13 protein-coding genes and 1 pseudogene are annotated in these 16,817 nt (G+C 61.6%); 1 reads left to right on the forward strand and 13 read right to left on the reverse strand.

Annotated elements, in window-relative coordinates:
* From ACP7BY_RS00005 to ACP7BY_RS00035, 7 genes and pseudogenes are all read right to left on the reverse strand, one after another.
* Positions 1-1,182: hypothetical protein (locus tag ACP7BY_RS00005; RefSeq protein ID WP_426287947.1), on the reverse strand; the 1,182-nt coding region annotated here is incomplete at its 3' end.
* A 55-nt stretch (positions 1,183-1,237) separates the two neighbouring features.
* A complete protein-coding gene (locus ACP7BY_RS00010) occupies positions 1,238-1,708 on the reverse strand; it encodes a hypothetical protein (RefSeq protein ID WP_310304199.1) in 471 nt (156 codons plus the stop codon).
* Positions 1,709-1,758: 50 nt separating this feature from the next.
* On the reverse strand, positions 1,759-2,376 hold the full coding sequence (locus ACP7BY_RS00015; RefSeq protein ID WP_126846208.1) for a hypothetical protein: 618 nt from the start codon (positions 2,374-2,376) through the stop codon (positions 1,759-1,761).
* A gap of 228 nt (positions 2,377-2,604) precedes the next feature.
* A complete protein-coding gene (locus ACP7BY_RS00020) occupies positions 2,605-4,404 on the reverse strand; it encodes an adenylate/guanylate cyclase domain-containing protein (protein ID WP_137902274.1) in 1,800 nt (599 codons plus the stop codon).
* Between the two features lie 14 nt (positions 4,405-4,418).
* Positions 4,419-4,817 carry a hypothetical protein gene (locus ACP7BY_RS00025; protein ID WP_033962950.1) on the reverse strand — a complete coding sequence of 133 codons (399 nt, stop codon included), beginning with the start codon at positions 4,815-4,817 and terminating at the stop codon, positions 4,419-4,421.
* 18 nt (positions 4,818-4,835) lie between these two features.
* Complete coding sequence (locus ACP7BY_RS00030; protein WP_197057663.1) at positions 4,836-6,455, reverse strand: hypothetical protein; 1,620 nt, start codon at positions 6,453-6,455, stop codon at positions 4,836-4,838.
* A 78-nt stretch (positions 6,456-6,533) separates the two neighbouring features.
* A pseudogene (locus tag ACP7BY_RS00035) lies at positions 6,534-6,872 on the reverse strand (toll/interleukin-1 receptor domain-containing protein); the annotation flags it as partial.
* A gap of 52 nt (positions 6,873-6,924) precedes the next feature.
* Between ACP7BY_RS00035 and ACP7BY_RS00040 the strand changes: the two are divergent.
* Positions 6,925-7,665: a Crp/Fnr family transcriptional regulator gene (locus ACP7BY_RS00040; protein ID WP_052191946.1), complete on the forward strand. Its 741-nt coding sequence runs from the start codon at positions 6,925-6,927 to the stop codon at positions 7,663-7,665.
* A gap of 102 nt (positions 7,666-7,767) precedes the next feature.
* Here ACP7BY_RS00040 and ACP7BY_RS00045 read toward each other — a convergent pair whose 3' ends face one another.
* From ACP7BY_RS00045 to ACP7BY_RS00070, 6 genes are all read right to left on the reverse strand, one after another.
* Positions 7,768-8,157 (reverse strand): response regulator, encoded by a 390-nt coding sequence (locus ACP7BY_RS00045; protein WP_033962951.1) that lies wholly within the window; start codon positions 8,155-8,157, stop codon positions 7,768-7,770.
* Positions 8,158-8,220: 63 nt separating this feature from the next.
* Positions 8,221-10,674 (reverse strand): ATP-binding protein, encoded by a 2,454-nt coding sequence (locus ACP7BY_RS00050; RefSeq protein WP_426287951.1) that lies wholly within the window; start codon positions 10,672-10,674, stop codon positions 8,221-8,223.
* Between the two features lie 71 nt (positions 10,675-10,745).
* Positions 10,746-12,026: an EAL domain-containing protein gene (locus ACP7BY_RS00055; RefSeq protein ID WP_231564793.1), complete on the reverse strand. Its 1,281-nt coding sequence runs from the start codon at positions 12,024-12,026 to the stop codon at positions 10,746-10,748.
* Between the two features lie 509 nt (positions 12,027-12,535).
* A complete protein-coding gene (argE, locus tag ACP7BY_RS00060) occupies positions 12,536-13,705 on the reverse strand; it encodes an acetylornithine deacetylase (RefSeq protein ID WP_126845609.1) in 1,170 nt (389 codons plus the stop codon).
* 37 nt (positions 13,706-13,742) lie between these two features.
* Positions 13,743-15,218 (reverse strand): efflux transporter outer membrane subunit, encoded by a 1,476-nt coding sequence (locus ACP7BY_RS00065; protein WP_137902271.1) that lies wholly within the window; start codon positions 15,216-15,218, stop codon positions 13,743-13,745.
* Positions 15,215-16,816, reverse strand: coding sequence for a DHA2 family efflux MFS transporter permease subunit (locus ACP7BY_RS00070; protein ID WP_033962957.1), 1,602 nt, complete (start codon positions 16,814-16,816; stop codon positions 15,215-15,217). Before ACP7BY_RS00070 ends, ACP7BY_RS00065 begins: the two co-directional genes overlap by 4 nt.
* Position 16,817: the final 1 nt, after the last annotated feature.

The following is a 16,817-nucleotide window of genomic DNA, read 5'->3' on the forward strand; positions in this document are numbered from 1 at the left end:
GCGCCAGCCAGCAGCTGATCCAGCAGATCGTTCGGTATCGCAGGCTCTTTGCGTCGGGACATTTCGGGGCTCCTTCTTTCCCATTATGCCCGCCCGCACACGAAATTCCTGACACTCCCCGACCAGGATGGTCGAGAAGCGGCCATATTCGTCATAGATTAGATCGAAAACAAACTGGTAACTGTCGCTTGCGCGCCACAGCAGGCTCTGCCGCATGCCTTGAACATCGGTCGCTGGCGGAAGCGGCTGCGGATCGAAAATAACGATCTCGCCCGGCCCCTGCGGATAGAGACGATCGACCGCTATCGTCTCCGCCGACAGCGCCAGAACATCGTCGGAGACCCCGACACGTACGCATGGCGCGATCGGATCCGGGGTGCCGACCTGCCGCAATACCGTGTCTTGCCCTGCCCCGTCGACATTGAACACGAATCCGCCCGGGACCGCGACAATCCCATCCGGCGAAACCCTCGACCCCGCCGAAGGATGCAACTGAATCTGAACCTGCGGCTCCCCCGGCAATTGCGGCGCACGAACCACCAGGCCACGCGACGCGTCCTGACAGACGTCCGCCGCCCAAGTCAGCCCCCGCATTGTGAAAATTCCGGCTCCGTCATAAACAGAGAGCTGCTGCTCTCGCGGCCCTTTCGGCAGTCCTTTGGTCGCCTCCCCGCCTGCACGGTGATCGCCCACGTCCGCTTCCGTGCGGCGGATCAGCGGTTTTGCCAGGATACGAGCGCCAGCCGGCCCGGCACCGGCACCGCCCCCTTCCTGGATCAAGGCGAAATTGTAGAATGCACCTGGCGCGCCGTTGACCGTTGGCGCGGAGGTGCCGACGATCGTGCCGAAGCTGAAAATCCAGTCCGACCACTCACCGCCCGCGGCTATCGCTTGCAACCGCGCGATCGTGCGCTGGACATCGTCCGTTCGATAGGCCTGCCGCGGGCTGTAGAAGAAACATTCAGGTGCCATGAAGACTTTGAGCACCGGTCCCGCGCACGACGACGACGTCGCAGCCAGCGCCTCACGCGCGGTTTCCATAGCACGCGCCATCAACGCGCATCGCGCCTCAACATCGAGAGAAGTGCCATCCAAGGCTATATTCTGAAAATCGTCCCCGCCGGGATCGGATCCAACCGTATTTGCAACGTACGACACAAATTGAACATCACTATAATGCATTTGAAATACCCAAAATCACATTATTAAATCTACCAACGTACTTCGACATATATTGTCATATGGATTGGAACCGCGGATTTTTGGCAGAAGACACTGTTTTGGCGTCTCCGCGACGCGAGTCTGCGAATGCTGGTCGACCTTCCCCCGGATACCGCCGGTGACGCGTACCCTGCTCATTCAGCGCAGCACTTGGGCAGGCGACCATGCCGCCGTCAAAATGGAACAGGTGTTCGTGCCCTGGCTGCCGATAATGGATGTCGGCAAAAATCGTGAGACACGGCGTCCCCTCGATCAAAACGTCCCCCATTTGCCGCAGCGTGCCGTGAACATGGTAGCCCGATGAGAAGTCGACGGCGAACCAGCTTGGCCGATCTTCGTAAATCGCGACCTCGTGGCGCTCGTCGAGCGACGAGGCACATCGCACAATCGCGACAGCGGGCGGATCGAGATCCCCCGCGCGCCACGCACGGTCGAAAATGATTTCGAATACGAGGCGACCGTCGTTGGCGGTCCAGAAGCGGGTCATGTTGCGAAGCAACGACAATCCCTTTCCGCCCGAGGATCCTGCATCGCCACTCAAGCCATGACGACGTTTTGCAGGGAAAAGCGAAACGGGGTGGAAGTGGCATCGCCGCCGCCGCCGCTCATCACAATGTCCGCGCTGGCCAAGCCGAGCAAGGACAGTTCAGTTTTAACGGTGGAAAGCATTTGCGGATCGATCGCTTGCCCTTCCGAAACCGCCGACGCCGTACCCACCCACAGCGACGGCTTGAGCTGGAAGACCGCCATCTGCTGCGGCTGAACGCCTGCCTTGATGGCGAGCAGTCGGCCATCGCGTAAGACATTGGCGGTAATACGGGCATACGGTAACGCGTTGCGAACATGAACTTCGCCAGGTGCGGCTTCCGCAGCCCCCAGCGCAACCGCACAGTCGGAGCTATTGTGGCCGACCACAAAATATTGCGCGTCCCAGCCCGACACCGGACCGGTCGGCACCCCGGCTTCATCGGTTGCGACGACTTCTATGGCAGTGGGGAAAATAAAACGATGTGTTCGGCCCGGCGCACAGTCCGCAATCACCTTCCAGGCGATCGGCGCGTCGTCCGGCGTGCTCGCAAGGTTCTTCTGGAAAAGAACAACGGCGGACTTGTTCGCATCGTTGGAGTTATTGACGAAATTCAGCTCTATCGCCACCGCGCTTCCCCAAATCGCCACTCGACCGCCGAGCGCCCGCAGCCTTCACGCTGCGGAACCGCGAAGAACGCGACCCGTCGACCAGGAACAGAGGCATCGGGCGAATTATCCATGTCGGAACCCCTTCCCTCGTCCGGACAATCAGCCGTTCGAAGAATACGCGATCTTCTTGATTTCCGTGCCCATTACGGCCGCGAAAGGATGTGAAAAAACACACAGGTCGCGAAGCTATCTCGCACAGCTCCGCATATCGGGACACTCTCGGCGCACGACATTGAAGATCGAAAGGGGTTCAAAGTCGCGCCGAGCCTTGGTCCGCCCAACATAGCCGCATCGGAAGCGATCCGCATGGAACGTGGCAAGGGCCCCGGCAAAGGCTTCGCTGACATAGACCGATCCCGGCGCGACATTCGGTTCGATCCGGGCCGCAACGACGACGTGCGAGCCCACCACCGCCTGGTTTCCCAGGATCGGATTCATCAGCAGGTGGACCGGTCCGTAATGCCCGCCGATGCGCAACGCGAGCCAGCGCGGCAATCCACGCGCGCGCAAGTTCAGTCGCCGGTGCGCCGCCAGGATCGCCAACGCCGCCTCCGCTGCATCGGCCGGCTGGTCGAACACCAGGAACACCCCGTCCCCCCATGTCTCGATATGTTCGGGCTTACGCGCCAGCGTCGCCACCGCCTGCGCGATTTGCGCCATTACAACGCCGAAGAACGCCGGAATCTGATCATCTCGCAAGCTGCCGAAACCCCGCACGTCAACAAACAGCATCGCCTTCATCACCGTCGGCGGATGCGCAGTCTGAGCGCGCGGAGCCACTCGAAGGGGTGCCCGATCGAGCGTCAGGATGACCTGCCGCCGCGGTGCTGCGGCCCAATATGCCAGATCGGCAGCTACGTTGGATTGCGCGTCTCCGCCAGAAACCGCGAGTTGGACCGCTTCGGTCGCCAAAGCCTCGGCGCGAAGGATGGCACAACCGATCGCAAACTGGCTCGAATAGGTGAACACCTGATCGTCGCCGGCATATGGATCCTTGGTCGCAAGTCGAACCGACTGAGCGCAAGCAAGACATGCCTCGAAGCGACGGACCCAGCCTTGCCCAAAGGGCGCAACCGAATTTGCGACGAAGGAGCCGACAGAGGTAGGCAACACCACATGCAGTTCTGCGCCGCAGGCAACCAACGCCTCAGCCCATAAAATGTCCGCTCCGGCAGCCAGCCCCCCATAAGCGAAACCGACGCGGTTCGTGCGCAACACGCCCTGCATTTCCGCAGCCAGTGCCTCGGTCCGGCGCGCGCTCGGATCTGTTGGTTGATCGCGAGATTCTGGCAAGTTGAAGATGCGCCCCGTAAAATGCGCAACGCGCGGCGGGCGCAGCGGGGCAAGCCATGTGTTGGGAGCACCCAGCTCCTGCAAAATGATATCGATCTGCCCGAGGGTCGATGCGTGCGCGGTATAATCCTGCGGCGACCGTGCGATTGCCTGCGCCAGCGTTTCCGCCGCCGCCTCGGGCGCGCCAAGCAGGACCTGCGCCTCTGCGCGGCTTGCGAGGGCATAATAAGATTCGGTTGCGTCCCCTTCGACCACCGTGCTGGACAGCACCTTTTCGGCGGCCTGGCGCGCGCCATCCCTGTCCCCCGCGATCAGACTCATCGTGGCAACGTTGATCGCGCTGTATAGACCGCCGTGGCGCGCGTCGCTTGCCGCGTACCGCAGAGCCGACGCGCGCGCAAAAGCCCGGCGTCGCGCCCCCGACGAAGCCAAGGCGACGTCTTTTAGAAGGCGCGCACCAAGCGTCGCGGCCTCCGCATCGTCCGGATCGCCACCCAGGCGCCAGCGGGCATATTCAAGCCGCGCAAAATCGGTCGCTCCGGATCGCGCCAGACAGAGAACCGCAGCATGCGCAATTGCTGGAGAAACGCCATCGCGCTCGATGCGTCGATAGGCCAGATCATACGCAGCAAGATGCTCGCCGCGACGGATCAGCGCGGCGAGACGAGCATCCTCAACTCCTGCATCACGCAATGGCGGCAGCGGTCTTACTGACCCCCACCGTTTTCAATCTTGGGATCGAGGCCGATTTTTTGGCCGTGGCTATCGACGAACATCAAGCTATATTCATACACGCCAAGCCGTGCACATTGGAAAACCAAGCGAAATTTCGTCTTCGGGGCAGCAACATCCCCAACACTGTTATCAAGCCAGCTATAGCTGGAGAAATTTATACTGTAGTCGGCACCGACAACGAAAGGGCGATCCTGAAACGTCCAACCGGATGTAATGAGATCGTCTTTCAGGGAAAATATGATGGTGGTTGGCTCATCGACCGCCAGAACCAGCGGAACCGGGTTTTCCGGATCGATATAATTCATAAAATTGTAAGTCGAATCGATTCCGATAACAATTTCTGCTGTCAGTGCAGGCCAAACTTGAGTCATAATGATCCCCCGTCGTCACTAACTGTCATTTAAAACCGATTTCTTCCAAAAGGCAAGAAAATCTGGCCGCCGATAGCCCGAGGCGTAAAGACTTCGAACGGTTTTCTGCGCATGCTCCGCGTCGCCACGTTTCAACCATGCGCGAGCAAGCGTATCGCGCCCTTCAGGTGGCAAAACCGATTCAAGCGGAGCTAAGGCTGCGACTGCAAGATCTGCTTCCCCGCGTGCGAGCCGCGCAAAGCCAACCAGCATCGCGACTTGTCCCGGTTGTTTGCGGAGCGGGTGCGCCGTTACCTCCGCCAAAAGGGAAGCGGCCGCCCGCAAGGCGCTGTCGGGGTCGCCCGAGCGTTGCGAAAGTTCGATCTCCTGGCGCCGCCACCGCCCTTCGATCAGCGGCTTCCAGCGCCAGGTTGTCCCACCGGTCAAACGCAGCCGGGCAATCCGTTGCCGGGCGGCGGCGTGCGCCGCGCGAGCCGCCGGAAGGTCTCCCTTGGCAAGCGCCAAATCCACTGCATCGAGATCGGCGAGCGCCGTGTCCCCCAGCCACACCGCATTGCCCGAATCAAACGCGACCAGCTTGGCGAGGCCTGTCCGCGCCTGCCCCAGCACCGCGGCACTCTCGTCCAGTTTTCCAAGGTCGAGTGCCCGTCGCGCCAGGGCAATATCGGCAATAAACACCTTTTCTTCCAAAGGCCGGTTTGCCGAATCGCTCGCGAACTGGGTGTGCAGGATCGTCGAGGCGGTCGCGCGTTCGACATAGGCCTCCCGCAAATTCCCCAGAAGAAATTGCGCGTCCGCAACCCAGTTTTGTGCATCCACCAGATCCGCCAGGCGATCACTGTCTCCCGGAGCCTTCTGGCTGGCACTCTTAAACCCGGAGCGTGCCACCTCAAAGGCGGCGAGCGCATCGGCATAACGCCCTTGCTCCAGAAGGAGGGTGCCCAGGTTGCTCCGCGCATAGGCAGGCTCCAGTCGCCAGTCCGCACGCTTGGGGTCGATCTGCACCAGCATATCGGCAAGCCGGGCATATTCCGCAAAGCCGCGTTCAGCCGCTGCGACGTGATCCAGCTTCCACTGCACGAACGCCAGCCAATATACGTTCTGCGCATGGTCGAACAGGCGGGTGCCATCCTGCGGCGCACGCGCGACCAGCCGCGCCGATGTGGCCGCCGCGCTCGCAAAGGCCTGTTCGGCACCAGGCAAGTCCGCACGTTTGACGCGAATCGAACCGAGCAGCGTCAACGCCTTTGCTTGCTGGGCCAGCGCAGGGTCGTCCAGACGGTCATCGTCGATGCGGGCATAGTGATCGAGCACTTTGCGGCCAACCCCGTCGAGCACGTCCAGTCGCCCCACCGGCTCCAGCTTGCCGCGCAGATCGCCGAGCATGAAGGCGACCAGATCCTCGCTTTCGGCGGCTTGGCGCTGGGCCAGCCGCCGGGCATCGATCGCGGCAAGCGCGAGCCCGCCAAAGGCAACGCTCAGCGACACTGCAGCCGCGGTAATCGCCATCATCAGGCGCGTGCGCCGCCGCGCGTCGCGCTGTACCAGGAGGTCGAGCCCAACGCCCAGCAGTCCTGCCGCGAGTTTCAACCGGGCCAGCCGTCGCCCGTCCCCGCCAACACGCAAATCGGCGGCCAAAGGCTCTTGTCCGACAGGCAGAGCCTCGCGCAATCCCTGCGGGAGGCACTCCAACAGGGACTTTTCGGGCTGCGAATCGCCGACAAGCACGCACAGAACGCGATCCACCGAGTGCGTGGTGAGAAAATGGGCCAATTCCGCATTGACCCAACGCGACGCAAGTGCCGACGGAGAACACAATAAAATCAAATGAGAAGAGCGATCCAGCGCGCTTCGGATCGAGTCGCCAAGATCTGGCCCGGCCGACAATTCCGCCTGGTCGCGAAATATCGGACGCAGGCGGGTCGGTTTCTTCAAATCCGCGCCGATGTGGCGCGGCGGTCTGTATCGTTCCAGCGTACGGTGCAGCCACTCGGCCCAATACCGATCGCTATGGCTGTAACTGATAAACGCTATATAAGATCCAGACTGTGCCACGTACTCGCCCCCCGGCTGGCCAACGCGAAATGCCTAGGGCATTGAGCGTTTGATGCAAGATGTTGGTGGATCAAAACAAATCTCGCCGGCCGCAGTAGCGGCTGTGGACCGTTGCGCGCTGTTCCGCCACATGAGTCGCGCAGAGCGCGCGCATGTCGCCGCGCACACCGTGTGGCGGATCTATCAACGTGGTGAGCAGGTCGTGCGGGCACAGGAACCCGGCGAAGACGTCTATATCGTTGCTGCAGGAACTTTGCTGGCGAACCAGTTTTCCCGTGCCGGTCGTGAAATCGGATATCGCCGATTGGAAGTGGGCGCGCATTTCGGGGAGTTGGCCGCCATCGACGGAGCACCTCGATCGGCCAACGTCTTCGCTTTGACCGTGGCGGAGATCGGGCGGCTGCCCCAGACGCTGGTCAAAACGCTTTTGTCCGACTGCCCGGGCTTCACCCAAGCTCTGCTGGAAGATCTCACCGCAATGGTCCGCAGCCTCAGCGCCCAGGTTTTCCGACTGGGTGCGATACCGGCACCGTGCCGCCTGCAAATGGAATTGCTACGGATGGCCCGGGCGAGCGGCGTGGCGCAGGACAGGGCCCGCATTATCGGCATTCCAACGCATGCCGAGATGGCGGTATTGGTGGGAACGCAACGCGAAGTCGTCAGCCGGGAGTTTGCGAGGTTGTCCGCGCTCGGCCTGATTGCCCGGACCGGCAAGGATGTCGTAATCGCTGCCGTATCCGCGCTCGCTGCGGAAATCGAGCGCCAGGGCGGGGACGCGTCGCTGTCCGAATAACCTCGGCTCGCACCGCGCATCACTGCGCCCACCTTTAGCTTCCGGCCTGTTCAGCGTCCCGACCGCTCCCCTTTTGTAGCGAACCGGACGGGACGGCTGAGGTCATCCAATCATCCCGTCGCCCGCGCCCTTGGCCAACATTCGGCCGATCGCATCGAAGAGGGAATCCATCGCGACGGGCTTGAACAACACTTCGTCTGCCCCTTGTGCAAGGCAACGCTCGCGCAAATCCACCGCTGTGTCCGCAGTCACCACGATGATCGGGAGATGCGCCTTGGCATCGCCGCGCGCACGGATGCGCCGCAGCGTTTCAAACCCGTCCATACCGGGCATCCGTAAATCGAGCAGGACGATCTCGAAATCCTGCGCCTCGATCAGCGCCAGTCCAATTTCTCCGCTCTCCGCACCGGTCATCGTCGCACCAGCGACATCGAGCATGTCCTTCACGACGCGCCGATTCATCGGGTCATCTTCGATGAACAGAATGTTCACCGGGAGCACTCCACTACGGAATCACGAGAGTAAAAATACGCCATGGTGTGCATCTCTATCGTTTCATGCCGCTTGCGTTACAAGCACCTCCGATGCGGAAACGTCCGATGGCGCGGCATTTCCAAACATCGCGGCCGCCAGCGCCGCACCCGCGATAGGCTTGGCAATGACGCGGTCAATACCCGCCGACGCAAAGCGTGTGCAATCTTCGATATCCGGCGCGCGCCATAGCAACGTCGTGACCGCCCCGGTCGCCCCCAGCGCTGCCAGGCCCAGGTCGACATCGCTCTCCGCCTGCACTGTCGCATCGTCGATCAGAACACGGGTGACCCCGCCTTGCGCGATCCGGGCGACCGCTTCCTCCACGCTTGCTGCAAACAGCACCGTGCCCGCGCGCGCTTCCAGGACTGCGCGCAACATACTGCGCGAGATCGGATTGCGATCGAGGATCAGCAACGCTTCTGGCGTGGCAGCGGCCGAGGCCGTCTCGATCGTCGGAGCCGCTGCCAGCGCCAATGGCAGCGAAAGCGTGAACGTCGTACCTGCACCCGGCACGCTCTCCACGGTCACATCGCCGCCCATTGCACGGGCGAGGTTCTGACAGATGGTCAACCCAAGCCCGGTACCGCCATATTTGCGCGTCGTGCCGGCATCGACTTGACGAAACGATTCGAAGATAATGCCAATTTTCTCCGCTGGGATACCGATCCCCGTGTCGCTGACACCGATCCGGAGGGTCGTCCCCTCGGCGGCGGCGCGGACGGTGATCTGGCCGCTCTCGGTAAATTTCAGGGCGTTAGAGAGCAGATTGAAGGCAATTTGCCGCATCCTTGCCGGATCGCCTTCGATGAACTCGGGGCAAGATTGGAGATCGAGAACAAAATCCAGCCCCTTCCCCCGCGCCTGCTCTTCCCAAAGCCGCGAAACGTCGCGCAACATGCCCTTGAGGTCAAAGGGCACATGTTCGATCGTAAGGTTGCCCGTCTCCATCTTCGCGACATCGAGAATGTCATCCACCAGCGCCCGCATCGTCACGCCGGCACTGTGAACCACGCCGATCCGGTCGCGCAGGTGTTCCTCCAGGCCGCGATCGGCCAGCATAACCTGAGTCATGCCCAGGATCCCGTTGAGCGGCGTGCGAATTTCATGACTGGTCGTCGCAAGGAACTCCGTCTTGGCGGCCAATGCCCGGCCAAGCGCTTCGTTGGTTTTTGCCAAATCGACGTTTGCAGCTCGGACTTCGTTGCGGCTGCGACGGATCGTGACCAAGCCAAAGGCAAGCATCGACACGATGATGACGGTCGCCACGGCGAGCCCGCCAAAGATGGTTTGCTGGGTGCGTGCGCGGTTTCGGGCATCTTCGATGTTGCGCAGCAACTGCGCGCGCTTCAGCTTCTCAATTTTCAGTTCCTGGTTCGCAAAATCGAACCGGGCAGCGGCGAGCGCGGTATTGGCAGACGCGGCGAGCTTGGAGGTTTTATCGTCGACTTCTTTCAGAGCTTCCAGATGGACCAACGCCTGAGCTTGATTGTGGGTCTTTTTGTAAATGTCGTATGCGACCAGATGGCCCTCGCGCAGGTCGAGCGTCGAAGTGTTCCCATCGACGTTGACGAAAGCCCGCTCAATCAGACGTTGGGCCTCGGCAAGGTTACCGCGCAATCGCGCTGCCCAAGCCGATAACACCAGGAAATGATTGCGCGAGGTTGCGGCATCCGTTCCGCGATCGGCTTGTAACCCAAGCGCGATGCTGTGCTCGGCGGCCGCGCGCTGACCCGCGAACAATTGCGCCCGCGCGATATTCCGAAGCGTACTCGCCTCCAGTGCCGGCATTTTCAAATCGTGCGCCAGCGCCAGCGCCTTTCGAAAGGCAGTTTGCGCCTGGATAATTTTATTGAAATCCATCAAGCAAATGCCGCGGTTCGTATAAATTGAAAATAGAAGCCGCTGGTCTCCGTGATATATATCGGCCGACTGATCAAAATATCGTAGAGCCGTTTTAAAGTCACCGGCCTCCTGGTAGAGAAAACCGATACTGACGATGGCGATAGCGCGGCTGCGCGCGTCGCCAATATCCCGAAAGATGTTATGCGCCTGTTGATACGCCGACAGAGCCCCCGCGACATCTGCTTTTGCCAACCTCAAGCCGCCACGCGACAGCAATAGATCGCCATAGAGTTTTGTTGGCGAAGCGGGTTTCGCGACAAGTGAAATCGCGCGTTCGATGAGCGGCTCCGCCCGCGCTGTGTCGTTCAGGCGCAGATATGCTTCGCCCTGAAGCCATTGCGCGGTCGCCACGGCCGTATTGCGCCGCGCCATCGCGAGATGCGACGCGACGCCCTCCGCCGCTCTCGCGCGTTCAATCGCGATCAACGGGTCGCCGAACATTTGTGCCTTGGCGTCCGCCACCAGCGCGTCGTAGCGGACATCCCATTGCGCCAAGCTCTGCGCAACGGCCGGCCGATCGAGCTCCCACGCGCCGACCGCCATCAGGGATAGCGCCAGGATCAAACGGAACATAAGGTGCCTCATCGCACCCTTACTGTCAGAACAGTCCTTAAATTCGCACTAACTGACCGAAAATCGCGTTCTTAAGCGCTTTTCCAAAACGTAGCAGGCCGCTTAAACATCGATTGCCGGTCATCCTCTGCGGGGCGCGCGCGATATTCGTGCAGGAAACACCGAAAGGCATCGATCGATATCGGGCGGCTGATCAAATATCCCTGCACCATGTCACACCCCATGACCGAAAGCAGCGCCATCGCTGCCTGGGTCTCCACGCCCTCCGCCGTCACCTCCATATCCAGAGCATGGGCGAGATCGATGGTGGAGCGTACGATCAGCGGGTCACGATTGCTGCTGGTCAGCTGAAGCACGAACATCTTGTCGATCTTGAGTTCGCGTGCAGGGAGCTGCTTGAGATAGGCAAGCGAGGACAAGCCGGCACCGTAATCGTCGATCGCAATGACGATACCGCGATCTGCAAAAATCTGAAGATTGGAGATCGCGCATTCGGGATCGCGGATCACAGCCGTTTCGGTAATTTCAAAACCGATTTTTGCCCCACAATTGTGGGTCTTAGCGCATGCCGCTTCTACAAAATGTTTGTCGCTGAGAAGCTGACCCGAAATATTGATGAATATCGTCAGATCGTGTCCATCTGCCGCCAGGACTTTTTGATCCCGGATCACTTCGTCGAGCGTCCAAAGGGTGAGCGCGGAAATTTGCTGCGCCTGCTCCGCAACGGTGATGAAATCCCCTGGGAGAATCAGACCACGATTGGGGTGCTGCCAGCGCACCAGCGCTTCCGCGCTGGAAATCCGTTGCTCGCGCACATGCACTTTTGGCTGATATTGCAAGAACATCTCGCCATTCGCGATCGCCGCCGGCATCTCGCGCGTCAGGGTCTGCCGGTCGAAGGTCGGGGTACACACCGATAGATCGCGCAGCACGGGCTGATGCGTCGAACGCGCGTCTTCCAGCGCGCCTTCGGCCTCTTCGATCAACCGCACGGTTTCGATCGTCGCGAGCGGTGCTGCCGCCCCCCCAATCTCGATTTGAAGGGCGTGCGCCTCCCCATCCAAATCGAGCGGGATCTCCGCAACACCCCGCAAAACGTCCACTGCAACCCCGAGAGCAGCGAAACTTGCGCGCTCGAGCGACACCTCGATAGACGTGCGGCTGACGATCATGGTCGAGCTATCGGGTAGAACCGCCGCGATCCGACGCTCGAGATCCAGGGCGAGACTATCCGCCCCCACACGCCCGAACTTACGACGAAGGGCGGAGAAGTTCGCGATCTCGACGAGGCACACGATTTGCCACGTGTTTGAAGGATCGCCGCGGGGGGCGATGTCGATGCCCGATTGCACGAGGCCACCAGGTGCGTCTGACGCACTTTTTCGCCGCCCCGGAGGGCGACGCGGCGGATAAGGGGGTTGCACGGCACGCACCATGGATTTCGAGGTAAACGTGAGCAATAAACGAACCGTTAAACGTCCCGCTTCGGTCGCACCCGTCGCGGAAACGCGATTGCATTATCGTTAAGATTCAATTAATAACCCGAAGCACCCAACTGGGTGTGTAAGGGAGAAAATGTGATGTTGAGCTTCATCCTTGATGTGGTTTACGGCGAGGGCAGCCGCCCCTGGTAAATCGTTCCGTCGACCCGATGCGGGATTGATCCGTTCGATATTTGAGTAGGTTAACTCAGTATCGGGTCGATATTTTTGCAAAGATTGCCTGAAACGCCATCGCAATGTGCGCTGGCCGCGATGTCCGCAATGTGTCCCGATTCGGGAATGCGGGTGCGCGGTGCGAACCGTTCGAGACAAACCGCAAAAATAAATGACAACGCTGGAACATCGTTGCAGGTTGGTCGCTACGACATCGCCTCAACCAGCCGTGCCATGAACGCCGCACCCCGTTCAAATTGCGCCACCTCCAGATATTCGTCCGGCTGGTGCGCTTGCTCGATTGAGCCCGGGCCACAAATCACCGTAGAAAATCCCGCACCTTGAAATTGGCCGGCTTCGGCCGCGTACGGTACAGCTCGCGCCGGCCCATTGTCGCCAGCCAGGCGTCGCGCGAGCGTTTCTGCGGCCCCTTCCGCCTCGGGCGCGAAGGAGGGCGTTGCGGACCGCCGCACGACCGACACACCCGCATCCGCGAAGCGCGCGCGCAACGCACCGTCCTCCCGTGCGCATGCCTCCAGAAAAGGTGCCATGATCGTGTCCGGATCCTGCCCCGGCGGTGTGCGCAGATCGAACACAAAGCTGCATTCGCGGGCGAGGATATTCACCGCCGTCCCGCCCTGCATCAGCCCAATCGTCAAGGTCGCGTGCGGCGGGTGATAAAGCGGTGCCGGGTCGCCATGTCGTTCGAGCGACTCTGCCAGGTCCCGCAGTTGCGCCATGAGCCCCACCGCAACCATGTTGGCCGACACGCCAAGGTGCGTCAGGCTGGAATGCGCTTCATGCCCCTTCACCGTAACTCGCCAGGTCGAAATACCTTTGTGACCGCTGACCACCTCCATATTGGTCGGCTCGCCCACAATCACGGCAAGCGGTGCGGGCAACTCGGAGACGAGTTCGCGAATCATCGACGGGGCACCCAGGCACCCCACTTCTTCGTCGTAAGAGAAGGCCAGATGCAACGGCCGCGCTACATTTCCGTTGGCGAAGCGTGGCACCACCGCCAGCGCAAGCGCAAGGAAAGCCTTCATGTCGCACGTCCCGCGACCGTAAAGCCGCTCACCGCGCTGGGTCAGTATGAACGGATCGCTGGTCCATGCCTGTCCGTCGACAGGGACGACGTCGGTATGGCCGGAGAGCACCACGCCACCCGCCACCGCCGGGCCAATCGTCGCATAGAGATTGGCCTTGGTCTGGTCGGCATTCGACACGCGTCGGCTGGGCACGCCGTGACGGCGAAGGACATTCTCAACATACCCGATCAGCGCAAGATTCGAATCACGCGAGGTCGTGTCGAAACCGATCAGCGCTTCCAGATGCCGCAAACCGGCGCTTTTCAGGTCATCGCTCGTGGTCATATCACGCACCTTAGGCGCGCCCGTACGTGCTTGCCAATCACCCGGCTGCGGCATCCTCCCATCCGCCGCCAATCGCCTTGAACAGCGCCGCACTGTCCTGCCGCAGTTGCGCATCGCTGGCGACCAGTTGCTCGCGCGCGCTGAGCACCGCGACCTGCGCATCGATCAAGCTGTTCTGCGCGACGAAGCCGGTGCGGTACTGCGCCTCGACCGCCCGCGCTGTCGCTTGTGCGTCCGTGACCGCACGCCGCAACGCGGCGTTACGACGACGCTCGGCGTCGATGCGGGCGAGCGGATCCTCGACATCGCGCAACGCGCCAAGCACGGTCGTGCGATAGCGCAGATACGCCTGTTCCCGGTCTTCCTTGCGCAGGCCCACTGTTGCCTTGCGCCGCCCCCAATCCAGCAAGGGAAAGGTTATCCCCCCTACCCCCGTCGCCTGGATGCTATCGCCCGACACGAGCGATCCGAGCGAGGTCGAGATCAGTTGCGCCATCCCGGTCAGCTTGAATTTCGGGTAGAGGTCCGCCACCGCCACGCCAATGTCTGCGGTTGATGCCGCCAATTGGCGCTCGGCCGCCCGAATGTCGGGGCGGCGGCGCAACAGATCCGACGGCAACCCAGCCGGAACGACCGGAGCCGTCGGCAACGCGGGAAGCGGCCCGGTCAACTCCGCCGTGAGGCTTCCCGGCTCGGTGCCAAGCAGGATGCCGAGTGCATGAATCCGGACCCGGACATCCGCTCGTAGCGGCTCCAACCGGGCCTCGATGCTGGAGATCGATTGCTGCTGCCGTTTCACGTCGATCTGTGGGCTCAACCCGACTCTGGCAACGTTGTTCGCTATCTCCAGCGCACGCCGCTGCTGCCCGAGTTCGTCCTCGACCACGGCAATCTGTGCCTGATCAAGCCGTAGCGCGAAATACGCCTGGGCGACCTCGGCTCCCAAGGTGACGGCGGCATCGCGCTGCGACCAGATCGCCGCGTCGGTCCGTGCCAGGGCCCCCTCGACGCCGCGTCGCCCGCCGCCGAACAAATCGATCTCCCAACTCGCATCGAAGCCGGCGGCATAGGTGGTGATCCCGCTACCGGGCAGCGCAATGCCGCCACTCGAACTGCCGCTGTTGCTGCCACCGCCGGAAAAGAGGCTGGCGAGGGACGAGAATCCGGCATTCTTGCTGAATTCGACATGCGTCACATTGCCCGTGGCATCGACGGTGGGCTTGCCCACGGCATGCGCCGCGATCTCATCCAGGCGCGCCTGCCGCACGCGCGACGCCGCGATCGCGATCGTCGGACTGTCCTTCAGCGCGCGCTCGACCAGCGTCGTCAGCGTCGAATCGCCAAAAGCGGTCCACCAATGGGCTGGGTCGATTGCGGCACCCGGCACACCGGTCTGCGGCTCGGCAAAGGCGGCTGGGACCGCCATTGCCGGCGCATGATAATTGGGGCCGACGGTGCAACCGCCAAGCAAGGTTGCGCCGAGCAGCGCCGCCGTAACGAGAGAGCGGGTCAATGCGCCATGCCTCCACCACCGCCACCGGATTTGCCGGAGCGCATCAAGAAAACGACGGGCGCGACGCACAGCACCACGACCATCAACGAATGAAACACATCGAGAAAGGCAAGCATCGCCGCCTGCCGCTGTACCTGGCTGTAGAGCACGGCGAGCGGCGTAATGGTGTCCCCCGGCCCGCCAAACGCGCTCCCGGCCTTGGCCAGCCAGTCATTATAATTCGGGTTCAGCGGATTAAGGCCGTTAACCAGATCCGACTGATGCCGCTGCAGGCCCGATGCCAGCATCGTCTGCGACGCCGAAATGCCGATCGATCCGCCAAGATTGCGTGCCACGTTGAGCATGCTCGACGCTTGCGCGGTCTTGTTCTGCGGCAAGCCGACATAGGCCACTGCGCTGATCGGCACGAACAGGAAGGGCAGCCCCATTGCCTGATACAGGCGTGCCACCCCGGCATCGAGGAAGGTGATGTCGGCGTTGAGATGCGTCATGTTCCACAAGGCGAAGGCCTGAACGAGCAATGCCGGAAACAGCAACAGCCGGACATCGACCACCCCCGACAGCCGCCCGGCAAACGGCACCGCGACCAGCGTCGCCACCCCGCCGAAGGTCAGCGCCAACCCGGCCTGGAACGAGGTATAGCCAAGCACCTGCTGCAACATTTGCGGGATCAACTGGGTGGTGCCGAACAGGATCATCCCGGTCACGCCCATGACCAGCAACGTCAACGAGAAATTCCGGCTTTTGAGGAGCTTGAGGTCGAGCACAGGCTCGGAATGATGCGTTTCCCAAAAGCCGAGCGCGATCAGGGATACCGCCGAAATCGTCGTGGTCGCGATGATCAGGGTGCTTGCGAACCAGTCCTCCCGCTCGCCGCGATCGAGCGTGAGTTCGAAGAACCCCAGGCCGAGTGCGATGAGGATGATGCCGATATAGTCGACCCTGATACCGCGCTGAAGCAATTTCGCGCGATCATCCTTGATCGCCTTCGGTTCGTCGACAAACACGTTGACGAGAAACAGCGACACGATGCCGATCGGCACGTTGATGAGAAACACCCAATGCCAGCTGGAATTTTCGGTAATATAGCCGCCCAGCGTCGGCCCGAGTACCGGCCCGACCACGACGACGATCGCAAACGCCGCAAAGGCCATTCCGCGCAATCGCGGCGGGAAGGTATCGGCAAGCATCGATTGCTCGACCGGGGCCAGTCCGCCACCGCCAATCCCCTGCAAGACGCGCGCTATGACGAGCGTCGAGAGATTGGGGGCGAGGCCACACATCAGCGAGGACAGCGTGAACAGCGCGATCGAGATCATGAAATAGCGCTTCCGCCCGATCACGTCGGACAGCCAGCCGCTGATCGGGATGATGATCGCGTTGGCGACCAGATAACTGGTCAGCACCCAAGTGGCCTGATCGTTCGAGACCGAAAGGCCGCCCGCGATATGATCGAGCGCGACGTTCGCGATCGACGTGTCGAGCACCTCCATGAACGTCGGGATCGAGATGATCGCGACGATCAGCCATGGGCTGAAACTGCCCGCCGCCGATCGGGTCGGATCCCATCCATCCGCCCGCGGTGCGGCGCTCGCCATC

Source organism: Sphingomonas sp. PSPC2-2 (assembly GCF_049897725.1).
GTDB lineage: Bacteria > Pseudomonadota > Alphaproteobacteria > Sphingomonadales > Sphingomonadaceae > Sphingomonas.

What these genes read in the sequence shown, in the direction of transcription:
- ACP7BY_RS00010 (WP_310304199.1), bottom strand. Translation starts at nt 1,708, where the DNA reads ATGACCCGCTTCTGGACCGCCAACGACGGTCGCCTCGTATTCGAAATC.
- ACP7BY_RS00025 (WP_033962950.1), bottom strand. Translation starts at nt 4,817, where the DNA reads ATGACTCAAGTTTGGCCTGCACTGACAGCAGAAATTGTTATCGGAATC.
- ACP7BY_RS00040 (WP_052191946.1), top strand. Translation starts at nt 6,925, where the DNA reads ATGCAAGATGTTGGTGGATCAAAACAAATCTCGCCGGCCGCAGTAGCG.
- ACP7BY_RS00050 (WP_426287951.1), bottom strand. Translation starts at nt 10,674, where the DNA reads ATGTTCCGTTTGATCCTGGCGCTATCCCTGATGGCGGTCGGCGCGTGG.
- argE (WP_126845609.1), bottom strand. Translation starts at nt 13,705, where the DNA reads ATGACCACGAGCGATGACCTGAAAAGCGCCGGTTTGCGGCATCTGGAA.
- ACP7BY_RS00070 (WP_033962957.1), bottom strand. Translation starts at nt 16,816, where the DNA reads ATGGCGAGCGCCGCACCGCGGGCGGATGGATGGGATCCGACCCGATCG.